A 24,773-nucleotide genomic window follows, 5' to 3' on the forward strand; every position below is an offset into this window, starting at 1 on the left:
CGTGCCCGTTATGTACTGGTGGTCCTGAACGAAGGTGTGAATCCTACCGAATCTCCACCCAAACAAACTGAAAAACTGACAAGTCGCGGGTTTCGTATCACCGTCGATGAGGGTCGAGAGTCGTTTTTTGCTATCTGTATCGAGGAGTCGGACAGCGAGACGGCATGGATAATGTCGGACACTGCGACCTCCCTCGAAGAGATGCGGTAGTCGGCGCGTTCGCTGTGCGCTCGCCGCCGCATCCCTGACGGCTCGACATTTTGTTGTTACGACCGACTGAGCGAGGGCGCTCTCGATAGCTCCGTGGCAAACTCGCCGCTGCCCGCGACGGAATAATCTCACGCAACGGGACTCACCGAGACGCTTGAAGCACTAGAACGACGTTTCTCTAGGTATGAGCACGTATGTCGATACTGGGACGCATACCGACACGCGAACGGGGGCGGTTCCTGCGTACGGCCCAGTGGATGCCGCACTCGGCTTTGCGCTGTTCTATTACCTCGTAGCCCGCGCGGGGCCGACCATCGAAGCGGTCGTGACTGACCTGTTTGCAACCGTTTCGCCGGCAACCGTTGGCTTTGGACTGGCGGGCTTCCTTTGGTTCGTCTTTGTGGTGACCACCATCGACCAAGTCCGTCGCCAACTCGCCGCCCTCGGCGTTGGCTCAGAACGCGACGTTTCCCGGCAAGCTCGGTCGCGTGGGCCATCCTCATCGGCGCGGCTGGCTGCCTACCTTGGCCTCCTCTTGGTCGGCGGTGGCCTCGCACTTGCGACGTTCGCCAGTGCCATCGACACCGCCATCGCGCTGCTTCCCGCGCTCGCGGCGCTCAACGTCGGCGCATTCGTGTCCGTCGAGTTCGTTGTGATGGTTGTCTTCTTCGTCTCCTATAGCGTGGCGACCCATTCGCTCGACCGGTTGCTCATCGGCGGGCTCAGAGCACTCCTGTCCACTCCCGTCTAATTGCCTATCGCGAAGAAAAACGCATCCACCGCGAAAATACATCGAATTTTTTCACAAGTCATCGCGTACGGCACGGCCGTCCGGCTGAAGTAATCGGTCTGGGTTCCTCGCTCAGCCGAGGACAATCATGTAGACGACCACGACGATGGCGTACGTCACCGCGAGGCCGACGACGACTTTCATGTGGTACACCCAGAGTTCGTCGTCCTCTGCAGCGAGCGCCTCGTCGTAGGCCGTCTGGTCTGCGTTCGTCCACACGTCTGCGTGGCGTTCTCCGACGTGGAGTGCGCGGGTTTGTGCCGAATCGAACGGCTGGTCGCAGTAGCGACAGTACGTTGCGGGTGGGTCTGTGTCCGAGACGACTGTTTCTGGAGTGAGTTCGGTCATACGTATGGTGGCGGGGTAAAGGGCTGCGTGAGTATCCACAGGCTCGTCATCGTGTAGAAAATCATGACGACAACGAACGGGTACTGACTCCGGATGGGTTTGAGCTTCCCGGGAAAGAGGTCGAACGCGAGTGCGTGGGCGGTCCAGATGGCGAGCAGGTGACCGAAGAGCACGAAGCCGAGTTGCACGAGCGAGAACCACGCAGGGAGAATCAACACCAGTACGTCTGCGGGTTGGGTGAACGGTTGGAGTGCGACCGTCTGGAGCGCGGGCGAGAGCGTGATGTAAAAGCCAAGAAAATGGGCGAGGTGGTAGCCCGCTGCAATCGGCAACAGCGCCGGCGCGAACCAGCCCTCGATGAATCGTGGGGTGATGTAGGTTCGCCCAGAGCGCCGTGATCGCCGGGCGGCGAGGCGAAACACCGACAGAAAGAGTGCGAACCCGGCGACGATGGTGCCGAAGTAGATCGCAAGCGGTGGCACACCCATGGCGACGAGCGGGCGGAGGAGGGTCCCCCACAGCGGCGTCGAGATGAAGCCGTCGTAGGTGGTCACCCACAGCAACGCGATGATGAACGCGGTGTCGTCGGCTTCGAAGTCGTCTCTGCGCGCGGCGAGCGCGGCGGTCGGGAGTTTGAACGCCACGCCTGTCTCGGTTCGTTGCAGCGGGGCGATTCGTCCGTAGCACCGAAACACTCGCGCGATTGGGTCGACCTGCTCGAACCACGCATCCGGCCCGAACACCACCCCCCCGGCGAGGGTGACCACCGAATAGCCGACGATGACGGTTGCGAGCAGTTGTGGGTCGCTCGCGACCGGACTGATAACTTCGAGCCAGACGAGGCCGAGCAGTGCGACGACACTCGGCCATGCGCCCAGTCGCTCGGGATAGCTTCGATACCCGGTTCGGGGAACGAGTGCCACGAGTGCGCGCCACGGGTTGCACCACTCCCACGTGTTTCCGAGGAGGTAGACGCTCATCGTGTAGCCCGCCCACCAGCCCGCCCACACGAAGAGAATGGCGAAGTTCGACGTTGGTGTCTGCGGGCCGATGAGTCCGGCTGTGATGACCACCACCAAGACGCCGACGCTAAGCCCCTGTACCGTGATGCGAAGCGCCCGACGAATCGAGGTGGGCGGTGAGAGCAACAGCCGCCAGCCGTTTATCGTGCGAATGGCGGCGTGGTCGGTGAGCAGACTCGTGAACATGAACGACACGCCGACGATGATGCCGCCGGTGAGAATCGTGAGCCACGTCGGCACCGCCACCGGTGCCATCAACCCGCCGAGGCTGCCGACGTGGGCCGCCGCGGGCTGGGCGAGCAGCGTGGCTCCGACTAGCGTGAGTCCCACTCGCAGAAATCGTCGGTTCGCCTGCATTCGTATAAGTCGTATGACTATTCGACTGACGGGGTAATAATCACCACGGCGTGTGGCTGTTCACCTGCGTAGAGTAGTGAGACGCCCGCTCCACCCTATTCGATGGTGTTTGATTCGTGGGTGCCTTGCTCCGCGAGGCGGGCACTGGCTTGCTCGTACGCTTCATCGGTCATCGTCTTCGTGGTGAACGACAGGTCGATAGCCTCGCTCTTGTATCGGTAGGTACCTTGGCGTTGAATCTCGGCCGCACCGCCGTTGGTGGTCGTCACCTGATGGGTGCCGTGAAACGAGGGCGTCTCGACGTGGACTGCCGTGTCGGTGACCTCGACGCTGTTTACTGGCTCGTTTCGGAGCACCGCTTTCGCAAGCTCTCTGGCTTGCTCTCGCTCGCCTCGTTCGAATAGGTCCCCAAAACGCTCGGCGAAGTTCATAGACCTCTAGAAGACAGCGGCACGTAAGCCCCTTCCGAACGTTCTATCCTATTGACTGAATTTGGCTGGTGAAACCGCGAGTGTCCTCCGTTGACTGTTTTCGCTTCCAAGAAATCGGCACGGAACACAGCTGAACGTTCCTCTCCTTCTATCAATACTCCTGAAAACACGCGGTAGCATCTCTGACGTTCAGCGGCTCAGTTTCCGTTCGGGAGTGGTAACCTGCGAGGGTCGGTGGCGAAATGTGTGAGGTGATTCACTCGACGTGTACGCGGGTTACGTGACCGCCACACCCACACTGCTTGATATACTCCCAAGTGATATCCGTGTTTTCGACCGCGTTCTCGAGTGCGTCGAAAAGGAACGTTTCGGGGTGGTCGTGGTCACCGTGCGTGACGAGATTGACGTGGTTTCCCGGTGCCGTCAGCTCGATTGCAGTGAGTGCCTGCGCAATGACGAGGTCGATGTCGGCAGCGTGCTGTGGCTTTTCGAGATTCGCCGACCACGAGGTCTCATGGATGCGGTCTGTAACCGGTTCGACTGTGCCGTGTTTGTCGGTATGCGCGGAAGTCATGGTTGTGCGTTTCATTCAATCGGCTCAAATATGTCTGCATTCGCTGGTCCTTCAGCAGTGACGATGGCGAGTGCCCCTTTACGGGCAACTCGTGAGAGTGCGTGGTCGACGAGTTTGAAGTCACCCGGCACGGGGAATGACATCGTCGCGACACACGAACTGCCGGGAAGTACGGGAGTCGTCTGGACGTACCGCATCGGCTCGCTCGCCAGTGCACCCTGTTCCCAGACTTCGTCCCACACGCTGCCGATTGGATGGAAGCTGCTGAACAGGTTTGGGCCACCGACGCCGTAGAAGATGCGCACGGTTTCACCCGTCTTAACGTTCATCTCGGCGTATTTGTTCGGCGTAATCGCATACTTCTCGCCGTTCATCAGAACGTACGTTGGATCCTCCATCGCCATTCGCACGAAGTCGAACTCGTGGTGGCCCTTCTGGCCGGTCTTCCCGTTCGTGTAGAGTTCGTGTTGGCCGAGGTAGAACTCGTGGTCGACCGGAGGGAGCCCCTCCTCGGGTTCGACGAGGATGATGCCGAACATTCCGGCGCTGATGTGGTAATCGACGTTTGCAACTGCACAGTGGTAGATGAACGCACCTGGATAGGTCACCTTGAAACGGAGACGCTTTTCCTCGCCTGGCGCGACAGTCGTCGCCTCAGCACCCCCTCCCGGGCCACGGCACGCGTGGAAGTCCACATTGTGGACCATCGAGTTGTTTTCGTGGTTTCGAATCGTAAGATCGACCGTATCGCCGACGCGGGTGCGAATGAATGGCCCAGGAACCTGCCCGTTGAACGTCATGTACGTGAACGTGACTCCCGACTCGACCTCAGCAACGAGTTCGAGCGTTTCTAGTTCAACCTCGACTGTTGTGGGGGTCGTTCGAGAAATCGGGGCCGGGATATCACGTGGATCTGCGGCGATTCTCTCGACATCGACAGGCTTTGCCGGTTCAAGTTCGACCTCAGTTTGGAGTTGGAGTGGGCTCGTCCGGATGTCGTTGCTTGGCGAGTTTCCTATCGTACAGCCAGCCAGTGCCATTGCACCACCAAGACCAGTGGCCTGCAACACTTGCCGACGAGTTGTCAAAAAGGTCATGAATATCTTCCCTCTACCTACACATTGAAATGGAAACGGTAAATAACAGAAACACCAGTCTCAAACTCTAAGAACCGTGTTTTGTGGTTATTTATACATCTCTGGTATGGTTATGTATGGGTGCGTCCAACACAACTCCACGCATTAACAGACGTGGATTTCTCAAAACGGCGACCGTGCTCACTGTCGGTGGGGCAGCTCTTGGGTCCACACGCAGGGTTGCTGCGCAAGACGGAAGCAATCTCACCGAGTGGTTTGCGAACGTTTCTAACTATCGTGGTATCGTCGACAAGCGCGGCAACGCGCGCGTAGGGGTTACGGTCGGTGCCGAGGGAAACGGCGGCGGGTTCGCATTTGACCCGCCAGCGGTTCGCGTCGATCCGGGCACGACAATCGTCTGGACGTGGACCGGTGAGGGTGGAATGCACAATGTCGTCGCCGAGGACGGCGCTTACAAGAGTGAGCTGCTTGAAGCTGCAGAGAGTACGTTCGAATACACGTTCGATGATGAGGGAGTTTCGACCTATGTCTGTGGCCCGCACAAGCCAATGGGGATGAAAGGTGCGGTAATCATCGGCGATAGCAACGTCACCGCCTCACCACCGAAACCCGACTACACGTACGTTTCTCGCGAACCCGATTACGGCGACTGGTTCGACGACGTTGATAACTTCGAGGGCACCGTCGACATGCGTGGACAAACAGATGTGCGCGTGTACATCGGTGCGGAGGGAAACGGCGGCGGATTTGCGATTTCCCCACCGGCCATTCACATAGATCCCGGCACCCGCGTCCACTGGGAGTGGATTGGTGAGGGCGGTCCACACAAATTCGTGGCCGAAGATGGCACGTACGCAAGCCCGCTACAGTCCACAGGCGAATGGGGGTACGCCTTCGATGGCGTCGGTATCAGTAAGTACGCCTGCGAACCACACGGGAAACAAGGAATGAAAGGCGCAATCGTCGTGGGTGATGTCTTCGAGGGAGTGTACGAAATCACCCCTGCACACCTCAGTGTGTTCGGTGCCCTCGGTGCGGCGCTGCTCTCCCCGCTCGCGTTTGGTGCATTCTTACGGATTCGAGACCGCTTGAATACTCAACGCAAGAACTAGCACTTCGGTTCAACCTTTTTACTCATGAGTCGACCGATTCATATGAATACAAGCAGGCAGCCCACGACATCAGTCGTGGCTTACTGACTCGCGGTTTGCGTTTCGCGGTGCCTTCACTGTTCGTGGTCTAACATTGGTCGTTCCGTAGCAGGGATCGGAAGTTCGATGACGAACACGGCACCCTGGGGTGTGTTGTCTTCTATCCAGACGCTGCCACCGTACGACTCGACCATTGAATCGACGAAGTAGAGGCCAAAACCGGAGTTCGTTTCTGTGGTGTGCCCTGACGTTCCGCGTCGGAACACCGCATCTTTCTGTTCGTCAGGAACGCCACGGCCGTTGTCGGCGATGCGAATCGAGGCTTGTTGTGCCTGTTTCTCCGCTGTCACCGTGATATGGAGTCCGTCCATCTCGTTGTGAGCGACGGCGTTCGTGATGATGTTGCCGAACACATCACCGAGCAATTCGTTTGCTTGCACCGTGAGGTCTGCTGGAACGTCCGTTTCGAACTGCACCGCTGGATAGGTGTTCCCGACGCGCTCGATCTCCTTTTGGAGCGTTGTAGAGAGGTTAACCGCTTCGAAGGCTGCGCCTTTGTCGCCGGTGAGCGTATTCAACACTGTCCGAACCCGCTGGACGATGTCGATGACGTCGTCGCTCCAGCCCACAATCGTCTTTGCGAACCGCAACTGCTCTTCGGCGAGCTGCTCTGTGAGGAACTCGCCTCGACTTCGAATCACCATCATCCCGTTTAACACGTCGTGGCGCAGAATCGAGTTGAAAAACTCCATCTGCTCTTTTTGTTGTTGCAGTGCCCGTTCGCGGTCTGCTCGTTCAAGCGCGGCGAGGGTGTTAGCGACGAGGAGTTTCGACAGCGTGATATCCGTCTCATCGAACGCGCCGTAGTCGAGCGAGCCGATGTTCATCACGCCGTACTCGCCGAGTGGCAAGTTGAGCTCACTTCGAACCTTCGTTTCCGGATTGAACCGCTTCGTCGCCTCGCTCACGTCGTCGTAATGAATGACCTCGCCGCTCTCATACGTCTGCCATACGATGCTGTTGCCCGGTGTACACACGGGTAGTTCGTCGAACATCGAGTCGGCCGCCTCGCTCCACGCGACTGGTTCGAGTCGTGGTCGGTCGTCTGTCTTGAGCCAGATACCCGACACTGGCAACCCCAGTGCGTTCTGTGCGGTTTCGACCGCTATCTGACAGATCTCGACAGGGTCCGTCTCCAGCATCATGTCGCGGGTCGATTCGTGCAGCAGTCGGATTCCGCGTTCGCGCTTTTCGCGTTCGGTCACGTCCATGGCGACGCCGAGGACGCTCGTGACCTCTCCATCTTCGCTGTCCCAGAGCGGCTGATACCAGACCTGGTAGGTCTGTCCCCAGAGGTCGAGTGTGCAATCGACGAACTCGCCGTTGAGGCTCAGTTCTGCTGCTTCTAGAACCGCTGGTGAGTTGCTGACAGCCTCTTCGAGCTGCAGTCCCACCATCTGATTCTGTTCCACCCCAACGTGTTCGAGCGCGCTTCCCACTTGGAGGGTGATTGTTCGCTCTCTATCGAAGGCGAACAGGATGACCGGCATGTTTTCTAAGATCGTACTGAGTCGCTGCTCGCGGCTCACGAGCTTTTGCTCTCGGTCGAGTTTTTCGATTGCCGTTTGTGCACTTGACCCGAGAATCTCCGCGAGAAGGCGGTCGGATGCAGAAATGCCATCCGACTTTTGCGTTCTGATGCTGATCATTCCGTATTCACCGAGTGGTATCATCAACACAGCCCCAAGGGGGATGTTCTCGTTCTGGCGGTTTTCGAGTGTTTCGTACCGCGGTACGTAAGTCGATGCCCCTCGTTTGAACTGTTCTACCTCAGCAGACCCCGATTCGAGAATGGGGAACTCATCCAACCCCTGTTGTTCGATGTAATCACGCGCACTATCGCTCACTGAATACGGGACGAGCCGATCGTTTGTGGCGTCGTACGTCCACACGACCGCGAGCGGGTAGCCGAGGACGTCGTTTGCGGTCGTGATTATCTGCTCTGCAATCGATTCGATTGACTCTGCCGTCAGGAATGTTTGAGTAACGCTGTGGAGTGCTTCGAGTTTGGTTTCGTGCTCGACGCGATCTGAGATGTCTCGAACGATGCAGACGAGTCCGCCATCTGACCGCGCCGAGAGCGTTATCTCCTGTGGGAACTCACTCCCGTCCTTTCGGAGCCCGACGAGTTCGCCGCGCCACGATCCTTCGGTGGCAAGCTCCGGCATGACCTCCTGTTCGATCCGGGTCACCTCGGTTTCCGTGTAGCACATATGCCACGTTTCGCCGAGGAACGTCTCGCGGTCGTCGTAGCCGTACACCTTCGCATGTGCCTGATTCATCGTCTCGTACTCGCCGTCTTCGTTGAGGATGGCGATCCCATCTGTCGCAGCGGCGATGGCTTGTTGGGAGCGCGTTGCTTCACGGAGTTGCTCGTTCCCTCGCCCATCGTACAGTCCAATGACCGACCCGACGACGGCTCCGACCGTCGCGGTTCTCGAAACTTCGTGGATGGTCTGACTGATGGTTGCACCCTTGAGCATTTGGAGGCCCATCTCCCACATCCCGAGCAGTCCGATGAGAAACATGCCGGCAACACTCCATTTGATGAGTGGCTCCATCCGGGTTGCAGAGAATGGGCGACGACCCACTTTGACACCGTAGGCGGTAAGTACAACCGCGAGCACGAACGGCACAATTGACTCGATTGCCGCCACAATCGAGGAACTTGAGCTGGCCCAAAAGGTTCCGAGGTTAAACAATACGAGGATTGCGCCGAGAACCGCAATCGCCCAGTGACGCCAAAACCCCATTACACCAGCAGTCATGTAGGATATTGAGAATGCAAGGTGTAACAATCTTTCCCTCGATTTCCTTTTGTATTTTTTCGCTCACCTAGAACATTATACCCACCATCCGAGTCATACGCGTCTGGCCGATGACACGCATGCTCAAGTAAATCTTCACAATAAATCATCGTTTAGACATTTGTGTGGAGTATGTATTCACCCCCACCAACTATGTGAAAATTGTGTCGCTCTCGTTCAATCTGCCGGATGCCCGGATACGTGCGCACACCCCCACGAGGTGTCGTCTAACACGATTTTTCCGTTACAATCTGGGCAGTGGTACGTTTCGACAATCGGCTGTTGTGAAGTTGCCATTACCGAACGCAAGCCAGTCAGTTACTATAGCTCTTGTTGCAATACTGATAGTATTGTAATAGGGAAATATATACACATATTATTGAGGTTACAAGGCTAAAACCCGCTTTTCAGGGCGGGGAGGATGTCACTATTCGGGTTCGATTGACCTCCGTATCTGACGCGTAACACTCCAACCTGGAGTGGGTGTCTCCGACACTCTTGTCTGCGAAGGAAAATCCGGTATTTCAGCAAAAAACGGAGTGCGTGGTTGTCGCGTCGTGAGTGCCGTGTAACCGGTGTTTTCCACCTGTGGTTAGAGTATCGACCCACCGGGTTTCGGATAGTTCTGTGCACAGCGGTTGGGATTCTCGATGAAGGTGTGACCGAATCTGATACCAACGATGGCCTCTTTGCTATTCTTGACTGCGGAACAGTACACGTTCTTCCAGTCTCTGACTGGCGGGTCATTCCGGTTTGACGACTGGTAGATGTACCGGTAGTCGAAATCTTTTCCCGTCCACACGACGGCCTTCACTTTCTTTCCATCGACCTTTTTCTTATTGACGCAGACTTGGCTGCAACCGTAGAAGTTGTACAACAGTCCCTTCTCTTTTACTTCCCCTGCACTTGCGACGCCAGCCAAGCCAGACAGGCCCACCGATGTCACACCGATTGCCCGTATCATTGTTCGTCTGTTGATGTTTCTATCTTTGCTGATGTCATCGACTTGTTTGTCTGCCATTGTTCCAACTCCTTCTGTGTCTACGAGGTGACCTGGCTTTGTTACAATCCTATTCAATAGACAGAAAATCCTGATTATTTTGGCAATTCTATAAACTTATCATAATGGTAATTATGGATAACTCCGGTGGCGAGTCGGGTGTTTTGTACCAATTTTGTCCGATTTCTTGTAGCGATTTTATTCTGCATTATCGAATACTGCACTCTCTTAATGTAATCGCGTCATTCAATAGGGGACGCCGTCGGGAACTCCAATCGCATTGAGTAACGTTTGAGATTCCACATTTCTCAGCGGAGATTGGACGATACAGCGGGATACGACGGAACTGCTTCTCTCGGAGTGTAGAAGTGAGTGACATCGTGTTCGGTGCTGTGGTCAAACTTCACATACCTGTGTGAGTTGTGGTTGCTACTCCATCCTCAGTTGTCGGCTACCATCTGTTGTCGGTCACCGATATACGACGATCCCGGTGGCTCTCCACGAGCGAGGGTTTCTCGCCCGAAGAAGGCGACGATGACGAGCGCGATGAAGACGTACACCAACAAGTGGACGCTCGTGACGATGCCAACCGCCTGTTCGTTGATGACACCATCGACCAGAATTTGGTCGGCGGCAAGCGGGATGACCATGTCTGCTGTATTCACCATCGCGTGCAAAACCATCGCGATGAGCACGCTGCCCGTGTTGTTGTATACCCACGCCAGCAGTATCGAGAGTGCGAGAATACCGCCAAACCATCCGATTCTGTTTACGAGCGGAAAACTCGAGTGTGGCGTGATGGGCGCGAAGAAGTACGGTAGGTGCCATCCCGCCCAAACGATGCCGACGATGAGGCTCGCCCGAACCGCGCCGTAGCGCTCGTTAAGTCGTGGCTGGGCAAACCCACGCCAGCCAGGTTCCTCGTTGAGCCCACCACTGAGAACCAGCGCAAAGAGGAAAACTCCGACGAATAACGCCGGTGAGACGAGCGATTGGCCGAGATCAACCGGCCCACGGACGGCAACGATTCCGGCCGTGATGAGTACCGCAGCGAGAAGTGGGAGGCCAAACGCGATAGCCCACCACTGCCACCCAACGTTCCATTTCGTAATTTGTCGGGCCCAGGCTCTGACGTCATCGCCCCTGAGCCACGTCACGACGGCCGCACTAATTGGTGGCCCGAAGCTCCCTAGATAGATGAAAATGGCCGCCGTCCAGCTCGGTTCCATGAACAGTGCTGGCGCGGAGATGACCCACGTATAGGCGTACGCGCCGATGAAAAACGCCGCAACCGGGTGTTCATCGACCCACGGGAGACGAAGTGTTGCCATACAATAAATCGGTGAGCAATTCAAGTATGTCTTCTTACAATTCTAACATCTTGGGAACTATCCTCATATATAATTCAGCGAGTTTCTGACTCTACCAGTACACTGAGTAATAAGCCGAGATGTTCGGCATCATGATCAGGCAGGTAAGTCCTGCGTACACGTCTCGTCGGTGTTCATCGTGTGGATTTACGCACGAGAACATTCGACGGTCGAAACACCAGTTCGTGTGTCAGAAGTGTGAGTACGATCTGAATGCGGATTATAACGCGAGCAAGAACATCGCTCGTAAACTGTTGAAGAAACCCACTCGGGGCAGACGTCTTGGGTGGAGGCGCACCCTATCAGTGTACGCTAACGTCAGGGAGGCTGAACCTGAATGGGGATTTTTACGCCTCCGTCAATTCGACGGTGGAGAGAGAATCTACTGACAAACCCACAACTTCAGTCGTGAGTAACTGACTCAACCTTTCGCACGACTTCAAAGGGACGCATCATCTCGTGATCCTCGTGTTCGAGGATGTGGCAGTGCCACGGATACTGGCCGACGAAATCCCCGAATTTCACGAGAATTCGAACCGTCTCCCCAGGATTCACTCGAACGACGTCTTTGCCAACCCGTTCGTTCGGGGCAGGTTCGTCCGTTCCGTCAGGCCCGCGTCCGAGAACATCGAAGTGAACCAGGTGGAGATGGAGCGGGTGGGTGTGCATGGTCTTGTTTTCGACGTTCCAGATCTCGGTCGTCCCAAGGTGTGGTTTGATAGTGGTTTCGTCGTTGAATCGTCGGTTGTTCAGCAAGTGAAGCGGACGACCAAACTCGTCTTGGGTCATGGTCATCGTCATGTGGCGCGTTTTTCGCGCGGCCTTCTCGTTTGGTCGCGGAACCGTTGGCAGGTCGAGTGTGGTTGAGTCTGCACTCTCGTCTGCCACCTTGCCGTTTGACTCTGCGACTCGAATCTGCATCAACTCGGGAAGGGACGTTCCCGATTCCATGTGGCCATCGTGGTCACCGTGTTCGTCGAGGCCAGTAAACGGGAACGGGGCGTCGTTCCTGAGCGTGATCGTCTCGCCTGCGTGTGCTGAGAAATCAACGATAACGTCGCCGCGCTCGAAGGGAGCGAGCAACAGCGAGTGCAGGTCACCGTCCGGCCCGATGGGGACGACCCGGTCGAGGAAGCCGTGATCGGCGGCAAACTGGTGCATCGTCGGGACGTCCGTGCCGTCGTCGTTTTCGAGGTGGAGGTTGTACGTCCGGCCGTTCGAGGTGTTCACGAACCGGAGGCGATAGCGACGCGGTTCGACCTCCATATACGGCCACACTGCACCGTTGATTACGGCCGTATCGCCAGCGACGTTCGGTTCGAACGAGTCCGGATAGGAGAGCGAGCCGTCTTCGTTGAACGTCCGGTCGTGGAGCATGAGCGGAACGTCGTACTCGTCACTTGGCAGGTTGAGGTGCTCTTCTGCCTGACTGGTGATGAAGTAGAAGCCGACCAAGCCGGCGTAGTTGTTCAACCGACTAATGCCTCGCGTGTGGTCGTGATACGACGTTGTCATCCTCGATTGCCGATTCGGAAGCTCGTGGACGTGCTTGGCGAATCGAGGCCCGGTACTTCCATCAGGGGAAGTCCACATGTCCGCCTGACCATCGCTCTCCGGTTCGACGTTGAGGCCGTGTACGTGCGTTACCGTTCGCACCTCTGGAACGAGGCCGTCGAAGCCGGGATAATCCTCGGGCTTCGTTCCCGCAATTCGCTCGTCTACAGACAGGAGGTGGGCTTCCGGGAGCGAACTATTGTCGAACCGAATGTTGAGCCGCTCGTTTCGCCGTGCGTTGATAATCGGCCCGGGGTATTGCCCGTCAAATCCCCACAGCGTCGTTTTCGGGAGGTCGGGGTGCAGCCGCTCCGAAAATTCCACGATCGGGATCTCGTAGTATTTCGCTCCATTTCGTCGTCCATCGGGCGTTCGTTCAGTCGGAATCGGTAGCGGTTGGACGTACTTTTCGAGTTCTGGTGACGTGCCTGCGGTGGTAGCTGCGCTCGTTCCAGCGTACAGCGCGGGGAGTGTCAGGGCGCTCCCAGCCGCCTTCAACACGGTTCGTCGGGTGGGGTCGGAGGGCATCGTTCAGGGTCGGGCTTCGATTTTTGCCTTATTATTGTTTCTGGCCCAGGTCTAGAAGTGAACCAGCACACGTTCGACTTCCGGTTCGTCGAAACAGTGGGGCTTCGTAAAACACGAGGTTCGGAACAGAACCTGCAAATCGACCCCCGCACAAAATGATATTGAATTGTTAAATGGTGGCACGTTGGTCTTGCTAACCCCCGATTTCGCTACCCGACTCTCCAAGTGCAGGCCGAATCAGAGATGCGTGGAACTCGTGGTTCGACGTAGTTTGCAGGGCAACGTCCGCTGGAAGTGACACATGTGAATCAGCCAACAGTTTCGCCAGCCAAACTGCTTCGCTGAGGAGAGATGCTGGCAACCCTCCGAATCGAGTGAAATGACCAGAACCCCCATCATACAACGGGATTTCACTCGAACGAGGCACCTCTACTAGAATTATCATATATTTTTACCAAATCTTAAACTATAATTTTCCTTACTATTTCGCTTAGGGGTCGAATTATCAGAAAAGCCGCCAGTTGAAGCGTCCATATTTGGTGAAAAATCCACTCCATAAGTGCTTTGTGGTGTCGGGGGTTGTGTCTGTGTGGTCGGTATCTCACACGGAACCTACTATCAGTAAAGTTGTATTGTGCTGTTGGCTGATGTTACGGGGCCAATAGCTGTCCATCATCTCCGCAGACTCGCAGTTCGAAAGCAGCGACCCTACGGGCTAAGATAACAATGCGCGACACGACTCCCTCGACAGACTCGAACCACAACTCAAACACCTCCTCCACACTCGGACGACGGTCTTTTCTGGGTGCACTTGGGGCAACCGCGGCGGGCGCGTCACTCCTCACGTCAGGTACAGCGGCTGCATCACACGTCGAAGACCGGTACGACCGCGTCATCGACATCGTCGACGACGCCGGTGCGGACAACTCCGGCGACGAGTCCATCACGCCGATTTTAGAAAAGTATGCAGCAGACGACACGCTACTCAAGTTCCCACCAGGGCGGTACTTCATGGACTCGCAGTTCCGGTTTACGGGCTTCGAAAACTTTGGGATGGTTGGCGACGACGCCACGCTCGTCCCCGCAAACTACCACAACTTCGACGGGCCACAGTATCGGCTCTTCAGACTCGGTGTTGACTACGACCCTGGCGTCGATCTGCGCGTCCAAGGGTTCGCGGTCGACCTTCGGGCCGACGATACGGGCATCCGCGTCATCGAAGCAGAAGTCACGGATGGACTGTTTGTCGATGACATCACGGTCGTCGGTCGCCACGACAGTGGAACGTTCGGCCCAGGGCTATTCAATATCCTCTCAGCAGACGGCAAGGGCATGGTCAAGCGTTTTCGCGCGAACGACGGTGGGGCGTTCTCCGAGAACGCACCGGGTGACATCTGGCGCGGCCCATCTGGGCTGATGACCTCGAAGAGTCACGTAGGACAACTTGAGTTCAAGGATTGCGAACTCAACGATTGGCCGGACAACGGTCTTTACACTCCTTCAGAAGGCCGCGTCATCGTAAACGGCGGCCGCTTCGCAAACAGTGAGGCTGCGAGCATTCGAATGAGTGGTCACGACTGTCTCATCACCGGTGCAGAAGTCGTCGTTGACCAGCAACACGACGAAAACCAGAACCAGCGGGGCATCCGCCTCGATGGAGGGTCTGACCTTCGGGTGGACGACACCACGATTCGACTGGAGAAGCCGAACGGCCACGCGCTCACCGTCATGGACGACGTCGAGAGCGCATGGCTGAGCCGTCTTGACGTGCACGTTGGTGACGAAGTCAATCACGGCATCGTCGTCCAATCCAATGCTGGTTCGACGAAAATCACCCGTTCCGATATCGAGATTCAGCGTGGCGGCAACGCCATCCAAATCAACGGCTCTGACGCAGGCGCGGTCATCTGCAAGCACCTGGATATCACTGGCGACGCACAGGGGTACATCTGGCCGACTGCGATTCGCAGTACACGCAACAACTGTGTGTTCCACAACGTCAACTACAATCAGACGGGCGACCGCGGCCGGAAGGCAATGTGGTTAGACGGCGTTGGCTCGCGCGTCTCTGGCGGACAACAGACGGCCGCTGCCTACCCGTTCGTCGTGAAGGGGTCCGACCTCCTCATTGAGGACCTGAACGCCCAGTCGGTAGATGGCTATGAGGCAATCCAACTGAGCGATCAGAGTTCGGATGTGACGATTCGAAACAGCGACATCGAACGCGGTGTCGAAGACAATGGCTGTGCGGGCCTTGAGATGTACGGCAACGATACGAGCTAACGTCGAAGGCGACAGCCCGAGCTGTGTTTCGCTCTCAGGTGGCTACGCCCTCTCCTGGCTGTAGCTTCGACGGTGACCGTGTGAGCAGCGCGCGCTCGGCTCTCCACTCACCGCAAAACTCAATTTTCAGCACTTTCCCCGGGGTTCGAACCCGATTGTGCAACTCCACAGACTGAGACGGCTCTGTTCGCTCACTTCAGCGTTCTCAGGCTTCGGTTATCTCGGTTATACGTCACCATACAACAGACGGAGGACGCTCCCGGACGCTTGCTTCGAGGCAGGGACATTGTAGTTCCGAGTGCTGGTATGTCTCGCCGGTTCTGACGCCCTGTTGGCCAACGGTACTTTGCCAAGCTACTTGGGCGAGCGGAGTCGTTAATCTATATGTGTTTTTTCACAGCTATTGAGTCCCGGTTCGTTCTTCCGGGGCAGGTGACCGTCGGAGAGGGTTGGTCGTGAACCCGAGCCGCGTCGACTCCATCGTCGACTTGACCTACGGGCTGTTAATCGCGGTTTCGGTCGGGTTGATCGTAGTCGCCGGGACTGCCATCGGGCTAGCGTTCGGGTTCGGGGTGCTGGTCTCTTATGTCCTCCACGTTGTCTGGAAGATGGCTCGTTTTGACCCGAACTGGATGACGACGGCCGTAAAGGAGACCGTCGAGAAAACGGTCAACGAGACAGTGGAGAAGACGGTTGACGAGAAGGTGGGAGAGACGGTCGAAAAGACCGTTGGCGAGACCGTAGAGAAAACGGTTGGAGAAACCGTGGAGAAGACGGTCGACCAGAAAGTCGGAGAGACAGTCGAAAAGACGGTTGGGGAAACCGTCGAGAAGGCAGTCGGTGAGACAGTGGAGAAGACGGTTGGCGAGACCGTAGAGAAGACGGTTGACGAGAAGGTCGGCGAGACGGTCGAGAAAACGGTTGCAGAGACGGTGGAGAAGACGGTTGACGAGAAGGTCGGCGAGACGGTCGAAAAGACGGTTGGGGAAACCGTCGAGAAGGCAGTCGGTGAGACAGTGGAGAAGACGGTTGACGAGAAGGTTGGCGAAACGGTTGAAAAGACGGTTGGGGAAACCGTCGAGAAGGCAGTCGGTGAGACAGTGGAGAAGACGGTTGGCGAGACTGTCGAGAAAACGGTCGACGAAAAGGTTGGCGAAACAGTGGAGAAAACCTTGGAAGAACAACTGGCGGCCAAGAAGGAAAAGGACGAGACAACCGAGGACGACGAGACAGAGGACCGATGATTAGCGTCCTCCTCGTCTCTGGCGTCCTTGTTTCGATGTTCGTCGCCTACAACATCGGTGGGTCGACCACGGGCCCGGCGTTCGGGCCTGCTGTCGGTGCCGACGCCATCTCGAAGCCCGCTGCCGCGGGACTGATGGGCGTATTCTTCTTCATCGGTGCGTGGACGCTCGGCCGGAACGTCGTGGCGAAACTCGGCACTGAACTGGTCGTCGATACCGGTATCTTCACGCCCGAATCCTCCATCATGGTTCTCTTTTTCATCGGGATTGCACTGTTGGTCGGGAACGTCTTCGGCGTGCCAGCATCGACCTCGATGACTGCTGTGGGTGCAATCGCCGGCCTCGGGCTGGCCGGTGGCGTGTTGAATCTCGCCGTGATGGGCCAGATCGTCATCTGGTGGGTCGTCTCCCCCATCATCGGGTTTTGGGTCTCGTTGATCATCGGTCGGTACTTCTACGCCCGGCTGAACGGGATGGTCGCGATGGAGCGCAGCACGGGGCCCCTGTTCGACATCGACCGATCGGGCCGTATCCCCATCCCACGAGTCCACCGAACGACAAACCGTCGGGAGCTGGGCGGGACGTTCACCGTCGTCGCAATCGGCTGTCTGATGGCCTTCTCCTCGGGAACGTCGAACATCGCCAACGCCGTCGCACCGCTGGTCGGCAGTGGCGAACTGGCGATGAACCCGGCCATCATCTTCGGTGGTATCGCCGTCACCATCGGGGCGTTCACCATCGCCCGACGAACCTTAGAGACGATGGGCAGTGACATCACGGAACTCCCCCTTACTGCGGCCATCGTTGTCGCGTCGGTTTCCTCGACGCTGGTCGTCTTCCTCTCGGCGCTCGGCATCCCCGCGAGCTTCGTCATCATCGCGACGATGTCTATCGTCGGGTTGGGCTGGGGGCGGGCGACCCGACCGATGACCGCCTCTGAGATAGTCGTCAGCGACGGCGGGCCACCTGTCAGGGTCGACGCGCTGGCAGCCGACGAGGAGGGCGAAACGCTTCCCCCCATCGGCGCGGAGAACCCCGAGGACATCCCCCGCCCAGGGGCGCTGTTCAACCCGGTGACGACCGCTCGGGTCGTCCTGATGCAGAACGTTGTGCCGGCCATCGCGACGGTTGGTTCCTATCTCATGTTCCGCTTTGTCCCGATATTCGGCTTCTGAGCCGCCGGACAGTTCGCCGTCGCCCACGACGTAGCGACGGTCTGATTCGTCGAAATTTCGTAGGTGGTGCCTTTCTCTATCCGCGAAGTTTCGAGCGTTTCGATGGTAGGGCTGAGTCGGCCGCGGATGGTTTCGACTGCCGCCTCGCGTGAATCCCAGTCGTAGCGTTGGGGAATATCCGTACCCGCAGTCGCAACTGCTTGCTGGAAGGTGGAAGCACCCCCATCACTCGCCTTCCAGACCATCGCCAACTTCGTGCCTTTTTGACGGTTTCAGACCATCCACCTACGCTAAAAACAGTCATTCCAGCAGAACAGTTCACTCTATGATGTGTGTAAACCCACACACGGCAGGTTCACGAAACCACATACGCTGAATCAGGGCGGTCATCGTACTGACCAGCACGGATTGAATAAAACAATCGGGATTGTGGTTCAACAATCGCCACCCACTATTACACTCTGAGGAATAGCCGTCGATGCGGATCATATCGACTATGACTACAAAGAAAGCGGCACTCATCGGCATGCTCGTCGTAATGAGCGTCCTCATCGCAGGAACGGGCGGCGTTGCTGCCCAGAGTGACGGCGACACGACCGCCTCTGACTCCTCCGTCGTCGAACTCGGCAGTTTCGACATGACTATCAGCGATCTCAAAGTCACAATTAGCGACACCCACCTCCGTGGCACTGGCTTACCGGAGGAATCTATCGATGAGGCTCACTACACCCTCGAAGAGTCCCACATTGAGACTGATGGATTTCTCATCACCGTGAACGACACGACCTACCAAATCTGTGCAATCGACATCGTCTTCGACGAGGTTGGCCTCGAAATTCAGAACGTCTCTAGTAGCGACGCGTGAATTTCCTCGGGGTCAAGCCCCGAGGCTTCCCGTGGGTTAGTCGGACACTCCCACTCGACCATCGGCCTGATAGCCTCGAACGGTCGGTTGGGACACGGTCGGCTGATTCACACAGCCCGATGCCTGTCGTCGCAGTTTCCGAATATTCGGCAACGTCTTGAGAGCAGGCACATTTCGATTCAACGACTCCAACCCTTTCTTCGCAATATTCACTGCCGCATTCCGGTCAGCATGGTCTTGCCGACCACACGCTTTGCACTTGAACCGCTTCTTCCGACGATTCGACCGAGCCGTATGCTCACACTCCGTAAAAGAACACATCTGACTGGTGTAAGCCGGGTCAATATCTTCGCTTGGAATCCCCTCGAACGCCGCCTTGTACGCGACGAACGAACGGAGTTTGTGAAACGGCAATGAGTGCAACCGACGATTCATCCGAGTGCCATAGTTAATCGAGTCTCGCATATGCTTGAGGTCTTCAAACACAACGAGTGGCGACTTGAATTGCTGAACCCACTCCACAATCTGGCGGGAGACTTGGTGGAGTTGGTCGTGGACGTATCGCTCCTCTTTGTTCTCGAACACACGGTCGAACGCTGTCTGCCCAACGTTCTGCATCCGCTTTCGCATCGTGAAGTATCGATGCCGCTCGTGTTTGATTTCCGGGTAGTCGATGACCACCGAATCCACAAGGTCGTCTTCACGAAGGGCGGCAAGCGCCACACAGTCCTCGTTAATATCCACTCCCACGACGGTTTGAGCGTCGTGTTTGTCGTGGACGGTCGCTTCGAGGTGAGTGACGTTGACGTGCAGTTCGTGGTTTCCGTTGCGAACTATCGCTTCGGCTGTTCCAACACGCCATTTGTCGCTTTCGAGGGCTTGTTCGAGAAGTTCGAGGTTGTCAGGCGAACCACGAAGCGTGCCGTTGACTGGGTTGTATGGTTTGGCACTGATTCGGTAGTGTATCCCGTCGTCTTTGAGCGTAAGGTTGTATCCTTCGGTGAAGTTCATCCTCAACGGGTATGGGCCAGTTTTCTCATAACTGGGCGTGTTGTAGTCGTCTCGGTCGTAGGATTGCTGAAGTGCGTCTAACGACTTGGCGACGACTCGTTGCGTGGTGTTCTTCACGAGGTTTGCCTCGTCTTCCAGACGGGGTGAGATGTTGTCCCAGTCCATTCCGTTTGTCGCTAACTGGATGGTCTGGTTGTACACCCATCGGGCTTCGTGATACGCTTCGGAGAGAAGTCGCTCGTCATCGGGTTGGAGTTGGAAGACGAGTGTCTTCGTAAGCGACTTCTCCATACACTATTCGACGGACTCAAGTGCTGTAAAGGTATAGATTATCGTTGATAGATTGGGCGTTGTCGGCTTCACCCCCGAGGTCAAGCCTCGGGGCACTCGCCTTGTACTGCCTGTAGAACGAGAGAAACTCCGTGGTTTCGCAAACGCCACCTTAATTTCCACAATCGACTTCAGTATGCGAGTTTTCATGCTCAGAGAACTTTGGTTTTCCTCAACAACCCCAATCAAAAGCATCCCCTTAGACTGATTTGACCCTTACTTCCACTCGGTTCGATTTTCACAGTCCTGCTTCACAATCGGATTTTGGACCGATTTCAGGAGCTCTTCTTCGGTTTCTCTCCAAGTGTATTCATGTGATCTGCCGCCATAGAGCCTCTCAAGCCCGCGATTTGATTTCTCTTCCATCCTCATTCGACCGGCCAATTCTACCCATTCATCGAAATCTTTCTATTTCGCCTTGAGCCGGAGTTTTAGAGCGCCTCCTCTAGTATTCGGGAATTCAGCCATTCATTCCACAATCGGTGTTTTTCCCCGGTAGAGCGCTTGTACGTAAGATGTAGATGTGAGTGTGGGGGGTTTTGAGGTGGTGGTCGGTTTGTAGTTTGAAGCCTGTGAACAGGTGTGAGAGGCGTTGAGGAGGGCGATATTGTGGGGTGCTTGATATTCGGGTGGGCATTCGATGAACCATGCTTGAGAGTCAATTTCGCCTTCAGAATTTCCACAATCGGTTAACGTCTGGCGGTTTTCGATTTTACTGGTTTTCTACGAGCATCACAACTCTTCTCGGTGCGCGATTGGAATATTCAATTCCGTCGAATACAGGTGCTGGGAGGTCGCTATTCCTACAATCTTTAATCTGTCTTCTGTACCCGATCCCCCTCACGGTCCGCTCCACACTCACATCAATTCCCCATTCTTACGCCTTCTTCCGGGGTTTCAACCCGATTGTGGAAACCGAACGAGTGCCTGAGAAGTCTTTGTTCGATAGCTCCACCGATTTGAAGCCCGAACTCCGAGTGTGAAGATTTTGCTGAAATCCTCGGAGATTGAGAGAAGTGGCGTGCAAGATACAGAGGGTGTATTCAGCAGCTGAACTGATACCAAACTGATGCAGATTCCCATAGAAATACCACGCCAATCGAAACTCCGAAATTTCTCTTGAGGATGCCCGACAGCGGTTGTCGCCGCCTTGGTTGCGGAGGGTGGCGCGCTATTCCCGTTCTTCGAGGACAATGGCCCGTGCATCGGCGACGAGACCCCGTGCTCCGGTCATCGCATTCGCATCCAGCGCCACCGATGCGCCCACCCCGTCGTCCACTACGAAATTCATCTCGATGACGTTCTCGAAGCACTTGATCATGCACGTCAACTCCCCGTGGTCATCATTGTAGATGTCCCCATACACCGGAGCAAACAACGACTCCATCACCGAGTCTTCCACCGCCTCCTCGACCTCTTCGGCGGAGTAACGGGCGGCTACGTCCTCGCGCAGATAGACCACCTCGGTGCCGTCGTGGTCGTATTTGATAATGCTTCGCAGGTTCCCCTCCGCCCGTTTGGTGAAGAACTCCTCGAGACGGGTCGCTATCCTCATCGCCATAGGTGGCTGGTAGGGTGGCCCTGTAATAATAATGATGGTATGATAACAATACTGCAGCCAGCAGGACGTATTTCATTCCACGTCGAGCGACCCCGACCCGAAAAAGCCCACTAGGGAATATCGAGAACACAGTATCTGAGGTAACTGTTCCTGCTATTGCGCACAACCGCTGAAGTCTACTCAGGTGCTGTCTAAATTGGCGTGCAACAGACAATGTATGTCGTCGGCAACTCGCCATCGAACGATACGGCGAAAACACCGGACGGTGGCGGAACCAGAACTGTTGTCCTCTCTCGTACGTTCTAGGCTGAGTCGGCGTCGCCCACCCACGTCGGTCGTTCAAGGGTGATACGGATAAAAATGCTACCTAAATCGCGATTTTCTCGTTCCGCCGTTCAGTCGTTCAATTCTTGCTGGCGAAGATGCGACCGCGCTTCGCTCCTGCTCGGGAAGCCACCGGCCAGCCCAAGCAATACGGCACCGAGGACACACCACGCGAGGATGATTGCCCACTCGTAGACACCAAGTTCAGATGGCGACCCGGGCATGTAGAGGCCGATGAAGAAGACAGTCAACGCGAGGGCGAGTGCGCCGACGGCGTAGCCGCCGGGGAGCTTGAACGGCCGTTCCATCGCGGGGTCGCGGTAGCGCAGGACGAGGAACGAGATGACGACGAGGAACCACGCGGTGACCAGTCCGAGGCCGCCCGCATTGACAATCCATATGAGCATCTGCTCGCCGAACAGCGGTGCGAGCGCGGCGAGCCCGCCGACGAGGACGATTGCGGTCGAGGGCGTGTTGTGTTTCGGGTGGAGCGTGGCGAGTGAGTCGGGGAGCATCTCTGAGTCTGCGAGTGCGTAAATCGCGCGGCTCGCGCCGAGGACGAACCCGTTCCAACTCGTGAGGATGCCAGCGAGTCCGGCCAGCGCCATGATACGGCCGATGGTCTGGCTGTTGAACGCGATTTCCATCGCCTTGGCTGCGGGGAGGGCGCTGTCTACGAGCACCGCGCCGGAGGCGACGTGTCCGGCCGCCCAGATAACGGCGATGTAGAACGTGGCGGCACAGACGACCGAGATGCCGATGAGGCTCCCGAGGAGCTTTGGCGAGATGTTCGCTTCGCCTGCCGCCTGGGGAATCACGTCGAAGCCGACGAACATGAACGGCGTCATGATGGCGACAGTGAACACTCCGCCGATGCCCGCGCCGGCAAACGGTGGGTCTGCGGGCGAGGTACCGTTAAAGAGCGCGCCTGCGAGGAGCGTCGCGCCGGCGAGCGTGATGACGAGCGCGAGGATGGCCTGGAACTGCGCGGCGGGGCGAACGCCACGGTAGTTCAGGTAGGTGATGACGACAGAACCGATGACGCCGGTGGCGACCCACGAGGCGTAGACGGGATTTCCGGCGACGGTCCACAGCTCGAAGACGTTGAAGCCGGGGACGATGTAGGCGAGTGCGCTCGGGAGCGCGATTGCCTCGAAGGCGACGACGCTCACGTAGCCGAAGATGAGCGCCCACGTACACACGAACGAGCCAATCGGCCCGAGCGCCTTGAGGCTGTAGCTGTGTTCGCCGCCGACAAACGGCATCGCGGAGGCGAGTTCGCCGTAGATGAGTGAGACGACGCTCACCATGAACCCGCCGAGGATGAACGCCGCGATTGCGCCGGATACCCCACTCTGGTCGATGAAGTAGCCGGTCTGTACGATCCAACCCCACCCAATCATTGCGCCGAAGGCGAGCACAAAAATGTCGCGCTTCGAAAGGACGCGGGAGAGTTCCCCTGCCATGGTACTATGTCTCGAAGATAAGTTGAATCGCCCTATTTATGGGTTTCTATCCGTTTTGAATGTGTGAAAATAAATGAGGATTACACTGCCATTTCACGACTGGAGTGCCGTGTATTTCCCCGCTGTGCAGTGAGCGACCTGCGCCGAAGACGGAAAGAACTACACGCCATCTCCGTCATTGAGTGCTAATGACTCGCATTCTCTCGGATGCAGACGTTCGAGGCCTTCTTGATATTGAAGACGTTCTCTCCGTCGTTGAAGACGCCTTACGCAAACAGGGTCGTGGCGAGGTCGAACGGCCGGAGCGACCACACTTTCCAGTTGGGCAAAAACTCGATTCAAGCCACCCAGACGAACCGCTCGGGACAGGACTCGTCATGCCTGCGTACATCCACGGCAGCGAGTATTTCGCCACGAAACTCGTGAGCGTCCACCCCAAGAACAAGCGTCGTGGGCTGCCGACGATACACGCCCAAATCGCGGTGAACGCAGCAGAAACCGGGCTTCCAGTGGCGTATATGGATGGCTCAGTCATCACGGCCGCGCGGACGAGTTGCATCGGCGGACTGGCCGCACGAGAGCTCTGTGCAGGACCGATTTCGCTTGCCGTCATCGGTGCGGGAACGCAGTCGCGCTGGCAGATTCGCGCGGTGACAACCGCAGCAGAGGTTGAATCCATTATCCTGTACGACCACAACGAATCGATGCTTGCCGAGGCGGTCCGAGAACTCACGACGGAACTCGACGTGCCTATCGAGACGGCCGGATCGCCCGAAGCTGCCGTCTCGGATGCGACGCTGGTTATCACCGCGACGACGAGTACCGTACCGGTGTTCTCGGGTGCCCACCTCGCACCGGGAACGACTGTCGTCGGAATCGGTGCGTACACCGCCGAGATGCAGGAACTCGATGCGCAAACAATCGAAGGGGCGAGCACGGTGTTTGCGGACGTCCCAGAAGAGGTGGCCGAGATTGGCGATATTCTGGAGAGTGCTCTCGCTGAGGACGACCTCATTCCCTTCTCGGACCTGCTCACTGGCGAGGCGAAGCGAGCGTCGCCCGAGGACGTCATCGTCGTTGAAAGCGTCGGGTCTGCGGTGATGGATGCGGCGGTGGCTGGGCATATCTATGACCACGCAGTGTCCGAAAGTGTCGGCAGCGAACTGTCGCTGTGATACAGCCGCCGACGCTCACCTAAAAATTGCACACAATCTC

Annotated in this window: 20 protein-coding genes and 1 pseudogene; 8 read left to right on the forward strand and 13 right to left on the reverse strand. The window is 56.9% G+C overall.

Going from position 1 to position 24,773, the window contains the following annotated elements; translation table 11 throughout:
* The first annotated feature begins 394 nt into the window (after positions 1–394).
* Positions 395–961: a hypothetical protein gene (locus V5N13_RS11840; protein ID WP_336360921.1), complete on the forward strand. Its 567-nt coding sequence runs from the start codon at positions 395–397 to the stop codon at positions 959–961.
* A 111-nt stretch (positions 962–1,072) separates the two neighbouring features.
* On the opposite strand, the gene V5N13_RS11845 is transcribed toward V5N13_RS11840, so the two are convergent.
* The 5 genes from V5N13_RS11845 to nirK all read right to left on the reverse strand — a co-directional run bounded on the left by V5N13_RS11845 (position 1,073) and on the right by nirK (position 4,772).
* A complete protein-coding gene (locus V5N13_RS11845) occupies positions 1,073–1,348 on the reverse strand; it encodes a DUF7410 domain-containing protein (RefSeq protein WP_336360922.1) in 276 nt (91 codons plus the stop codon).
* Positions 1,345–2,700 (reverse strand): hypothetical protein, encoded by a 1,356-nt coding sequence (locus V5N13_RS11850; RefSeq protein WP_336360923.1) that lies wholly within the window; start codon positions 2,698–2,700, stop codon positions 1,345–1,347. The genes V5N13_RS11845 and V5N13_RS11850 overlap by 4 nt, the downstream gene beginning before the upstream one ends.
* Before the next feature lie 122 nt (positions 2,701–2,822).
* The gene (locus tag V5N13_RS11855) at positions 2,823–3,158 is read right to left on the reverse strand and encodes a hypothetical protein (protein WP_336360924.1); all 336 of its coding nucleotides are present in this window, start codon (positions 3,156–3,158) and stop codon (positions 2,823–2,825) included.
* A gap of 256 nt (positions 3,159–3,414) precedes the next feature.
* Positions 3,415–3,732 (reverse strand): CGCGG family putative rSAM-modified RiPP protein, encoded by a 318-nt coding sequence (locus V5N13_RS11860; protein WP_336360925.1) that lies wholly within the window; start codon positions 3,730–3,732, stop codon positions 3,415–3,417.
* 11 nt (positions 3,733–3,743) lie between these two features.
* The gene (nirK, locus tag V5N13_RS11865) at positions 3,744–4,772 is read right to left on the reverse strand and encodes a copper-containing nitrite reductase (RefSeq protein WP_442905072.1); all 1,029 of its coding nucleotides are present in this window, start codon (positions 4,770–4,772) and stop codon (positions 3,744–3,746) included.
* Between the two features lie 173 nt (positions 4,773–4,945).
* On the opposite strand from nirK, the gene V5N13_RS11870 reads away from it, so the two are divergent.
* Positions 4,946–5,941 carry a halocyanin domain-containing protein gene (locus V5N13_RS11870; RefSeq protein ID WP_336360927.1) on the forward strand — a complete coding sequence of 332 codons (996 nt, stop codon included), beginning with the start codon at positions 4,946–4,948 and terminating at the stop codon, positions 5,939–5,941.
* Between the two features lie 113 nt (positions 5,942–6,054).
* On the opposite strand, the gene V5N13_RS11875 is transcribed toward V5N13_RS11870, so the two are convergent.
* From V5N13_RS11875 to V5N13_RS11885, 3 genes are all read right to left on the reverse strand, one after another.
* Positions 6,055–8,808 carry a GAF domain-containing protein gene (locus tag V5N13_RS11875; protein WP_336360928.1) on the reverse strand — a complete coding sequence of 918 codons (2,754 nt, stop codon included), beginning with the start codon at positions 8,806–8,808 and terminating at the stop codon, positions 6,055–6,057.
* 631 nt (positions 8,809–9,439) lie between these two features.
* Entirely contained in the window at positions 9,440–9,868 is a 429-nt protein-coding gene (locus tag V5N13_RS11880; protein WP_336360929.1) for a hypothetical protein, read from the reverse strand.
* Positions 9,869–10,287: 419 nt separating this feature from the next.
* A complete protein-coding gene (locus V5N13_RS11885; RefSeq protein ID WP_336360930.1) occupies positions 10,288–11,178 on the reverse strand; it encodes a CPBP family intramembrane glutamic endopeptidase in 891 nt (296 codons plus the stop codon).
* A gap of 113 nt (positions 11,179–11,291) precedes the next feature.
* Here V5N13_RS11885 and V5N13_RS11890 point away from each other — a divergent pair.
* A pseudogene (locus V5N13_RS11890) lies at positions 11,292–11,637 on the forward strand (zinc ribbon domain-containing protein); the annotation flags it as partial.
* On the opposite strand, the gene V5N13_RS11895 reads toward V5N13_RS11890, so the two are convergent.
* Complete coding sequence (locus V5N13_RS11895; protein WP_336360932.1) at positions 11,620–13,299, reverse strand: multicopper oxidase family protein; 1,680 nt, start codon at positions 13,297–13,299, stop codon at positions 11,620–11,622. The pseudogene V5N13_RS11890 and the gene V5N13_RS11895 overlap by 18 nt on opposite strands.
* 726 nt (positions 13,300–14,025) lie before the next feature.
* Here V5N13_RS11895 and V5N13_RS11900 point away from each other — a divergent pair.
* The 3 genes from V5N13_RS11900 to V5N13_RS11910 all read left to right on the forward strand — a co-directional run bounded on the left by V5N13_RS11900 (position 14,026) and on the right by V5N13_RS11910 (position 18,001).
* Positions 14,026–15,582, forward strand: a complete 1,557-nt coding sequence (locus tag V5N13_RS11900; protein ID WP_336360933.1) for a right-handed parallel beta-helix repeat-containing protein — start codon at positions 14,026–14,028, stop codon at positions 15,580–15,582.
* 455 nt (positions 15,583–16,037) lie between these two features.
* Positions 16,038–16,826, forward strand: a complete 789-nt coding sequence (locus tag V5N13_RS11905; protein WP_336360934.1) for a hypothetical protein — start codon at positions 16,038–16,040, stop codon at positions 16,824–16,826.
* Complete coding sequence (locus V5N13_RS11910; RefSeq protein ID WP_336360935.1) at positions 16,823–18,001, forward strand: inorganic phosphate transporter; 1,179 nt, start codon at positions 16,823–16,825, stop codon at positions 17,999–18,001. The genes V5N13_RS11905 and V5N13_RS11910 overlap by 4 nt, the downstream gene beginning before the upstream one ends.
* Here V5N13_RS11910 and V5N13_RS11915 read toward each other — a convergent pair.
* Complete coding sequence (locus V5N13_RS11915) at positions 17,962–18,246, reverse strand: DUF7261 family protein (RefSeq protein ID WP_336360936.1); 285 nt, start codon at positions 18,244–18,246, stop codon at positions 17,962–17,964. The genes V5N13_RS11910 and V5N13_RS11915 overlap by 40 nt on opposite strands.
* Before the next feature lie 251 nt (positions 18,247–18,497).
* Between V5N13_RS11915 and V5N13_RS11920 the strand changes: the two genes are divergently transcribed.
* The gene (locus V5N13_RS11920) at positions 18,498–18,866 is read left to right on the forward strand and encodes a hypothetical protein (protein ID WP_336360937.1); all 369 of its coding nucleotides are present in this window, start codon (positions 18,498–18,500) and stop codon (positions 18,864–18,866) included.
* A 36-nt stretch (positions 18,867–18,902) separates the two neighbouring features.
* Here the strand turns inward: V5N13_RS11920 and V5N13_RS11925 are convergent, their stop codons facing one another.
* From V5N13_RS11925 to V5N13_RS11935, 3 genes are all read right to left on the reverse strand, one after another.
* The gene (locus V5N13_RS11925) at positions 18,903–20,168 is read right to left on the reverse strand and encodes an RNA-guided endonuclease InsQ/TnpB family protein (protein WP_336360938.1); all 1,266 of its coding nucleotides are present in this window, start codon (positions 20,166–20,168) and stop codon (positions 18,903–18,905) included.
* 1,210 nt (positions 20,169–21,378) lie between these two features.
* Entirely contained in the window at positions 21,379–21,768 is a 390-nt protein-coding gene (locus tag V5N13_RS11930; RefSeq protein WP_336360939.1) for a hypothetical protein, read from the reverse strand.
* A 395-nt stretch (positions 21,769–22,163) separates the two neighbouring features.
* Positions 22,164–23,558, reverse strand: coding sequence for an APC family permease (locus tag V5N13_RS11935; protein ID WP_336360940.1), 1,395 nt, complete (start codon positions 23,556–23,558; stop codon positions 22,164–22,166).
* A gap of 188 nt (positions 23,559–23,746) precedes the next feature.
* Between V5N13_RS11935 and V5N13_RS11940 the strand changes: the two genes are divergently transcribed.
* Positions 23,747–24,733, forward strand: a complete 987-nt coding sequence (locus tag V5N13_RS11940) for an ornithine cyclodeaminase family protein (RefSeq protein ID WP_336360941.1) — start codon at positions 23,747–23,749, stop codon at positions 24,731–24,733.
* Positions 24,734–24,773: the final 40 nt, after the last annotated feature.

The organism is Haladaptatus sp. ZSTT2 (genome assembly GCF_037081775.1).
In the GTDB taxonomy this organism is placed as follows: Archaea; Halobacteriota; Halobacteria; order Halobacteriales; family Halococcaceae; genus QDMS2.

Coding starts and splice junctions, on each gene's coding strand:
- V5N13_RS11870 (WP_336360927.1), top strand. CDS start 4,946: ATGGGTGCGTCCAACACAACTCCACGCATTAACAGACGTGGATTTCTC.
- V5N13_RS11860 (WP_336360925.1), bottom strand. CDS start 3,732: ATGACTTCCGCGCATACCGACAAACACGGCACAGTCGAACCGGTTACA.
- V5N13_RS11895 (WP_336360932.1), bottom strand. CDS start 13,299: ATGCCCTCCGACCCCACCCGACGAACCGTGTTGAAGGCGGCTGGGAGC.
- V5N13_RS11845 (WP_336360922.1), bottom strand. CDS start 1,348: ATGACCGAACTCACTCCAGAAACAGTCGTCTCGGACACAGACCCACCC.
- V5N13_RS11885 (WP_336360930.1), bottom strand. CDS start 11,178: ATGGCAACACTTCGTCTCCCGTGGGTCGATGAACACCCGGTTGCGGCG.
- V5N13_RS11840 (WP_336360921.1), top strand. CDS start 395: ATGAGCACGTATGTCGATACTGGGACGCATACCGACACGCGAACGGGG.
- V5N13_RS11875 (WP_336360928.1), bottom strand. CDS start 8,808: ATGACTGCTGGTGTAATGGGGTTTTGGCGTCACTGGGCGATTGCGGTT.
- V5N13_RS11910 (WP_336360935.1), top strand. CDS start 16,823: ATGATTAGCGTCCTCCTCGTCTCTGGCGTCCTTGTTTCGATGTTCGTC.
- V5N13_RS11920 (WP_336360937.1), top strand. CDS start 18,498: ATGACTACAAAGAAAGCGGCACTCATCGGCATGCTCGTCGTAATGAGC.
- V5N13_RS11900 (WP_336360933.1), top strand. CDS start 14,026: ATGCGCGACACGACTCCCTCGACAGACTCGAACCACAACTCAAACACC.
- V5N13_RS11880 (WP_336360929.1), bottom strand. CDS start 9,868: ATGGCAGACAAACAAGTCGATGACATCAGCAAAGATAGAAACATCAAC.
- V5N13_RS11855 (WP_336360924.1), bottom strand. CDS start 3,158: ATGAACTTCGCCGAGCGTTTTGGGGACCTATTCGAACGAGGCGAGCGA.
- V5N13_RS11915 (WP_336360936.1), bottom strand. CDS start 18,246: ATGGTCTGGAAGGCGAGTGATGGGGGTGCTTCCACCTTCCAGCAAGCA.
- V5N13_RS11930 (WP_336360939.1), bottom strand. CDS start 21,768: ATGGCGATGAGGATAGCGACCCGTCTCGAGGAGTTCTTCACCAAACGG.
- V5N13_RS11935 (WP_336360940.1), bottom strand. CDS start 23,558: ATGGCAGGGGAACTCTCCCGCGTCCTTTCGAAGCGCGACATTTTTGTG.
- V5N13_RS11940 (WP_336360941.1), top strand. CDS start 23,747: ATGACTCGCATTCTCTCGGATGCAGACGTTCGAGGCCTTCTTGATATT.
- V5N13_RS11925 (WP_336360938.1), bottom strand. CDS start 20,168: ATGGAGAAGTCGCTTACGAAGACACTCGTCTTCCAACTCCAACCCGAT.
- nirK (WP_442905072.1), bottom strand. CDS start 4,772: ATGGCACTGGCTGGCTGTACGATAGGAAACTCGCCAAGCAACGACATC.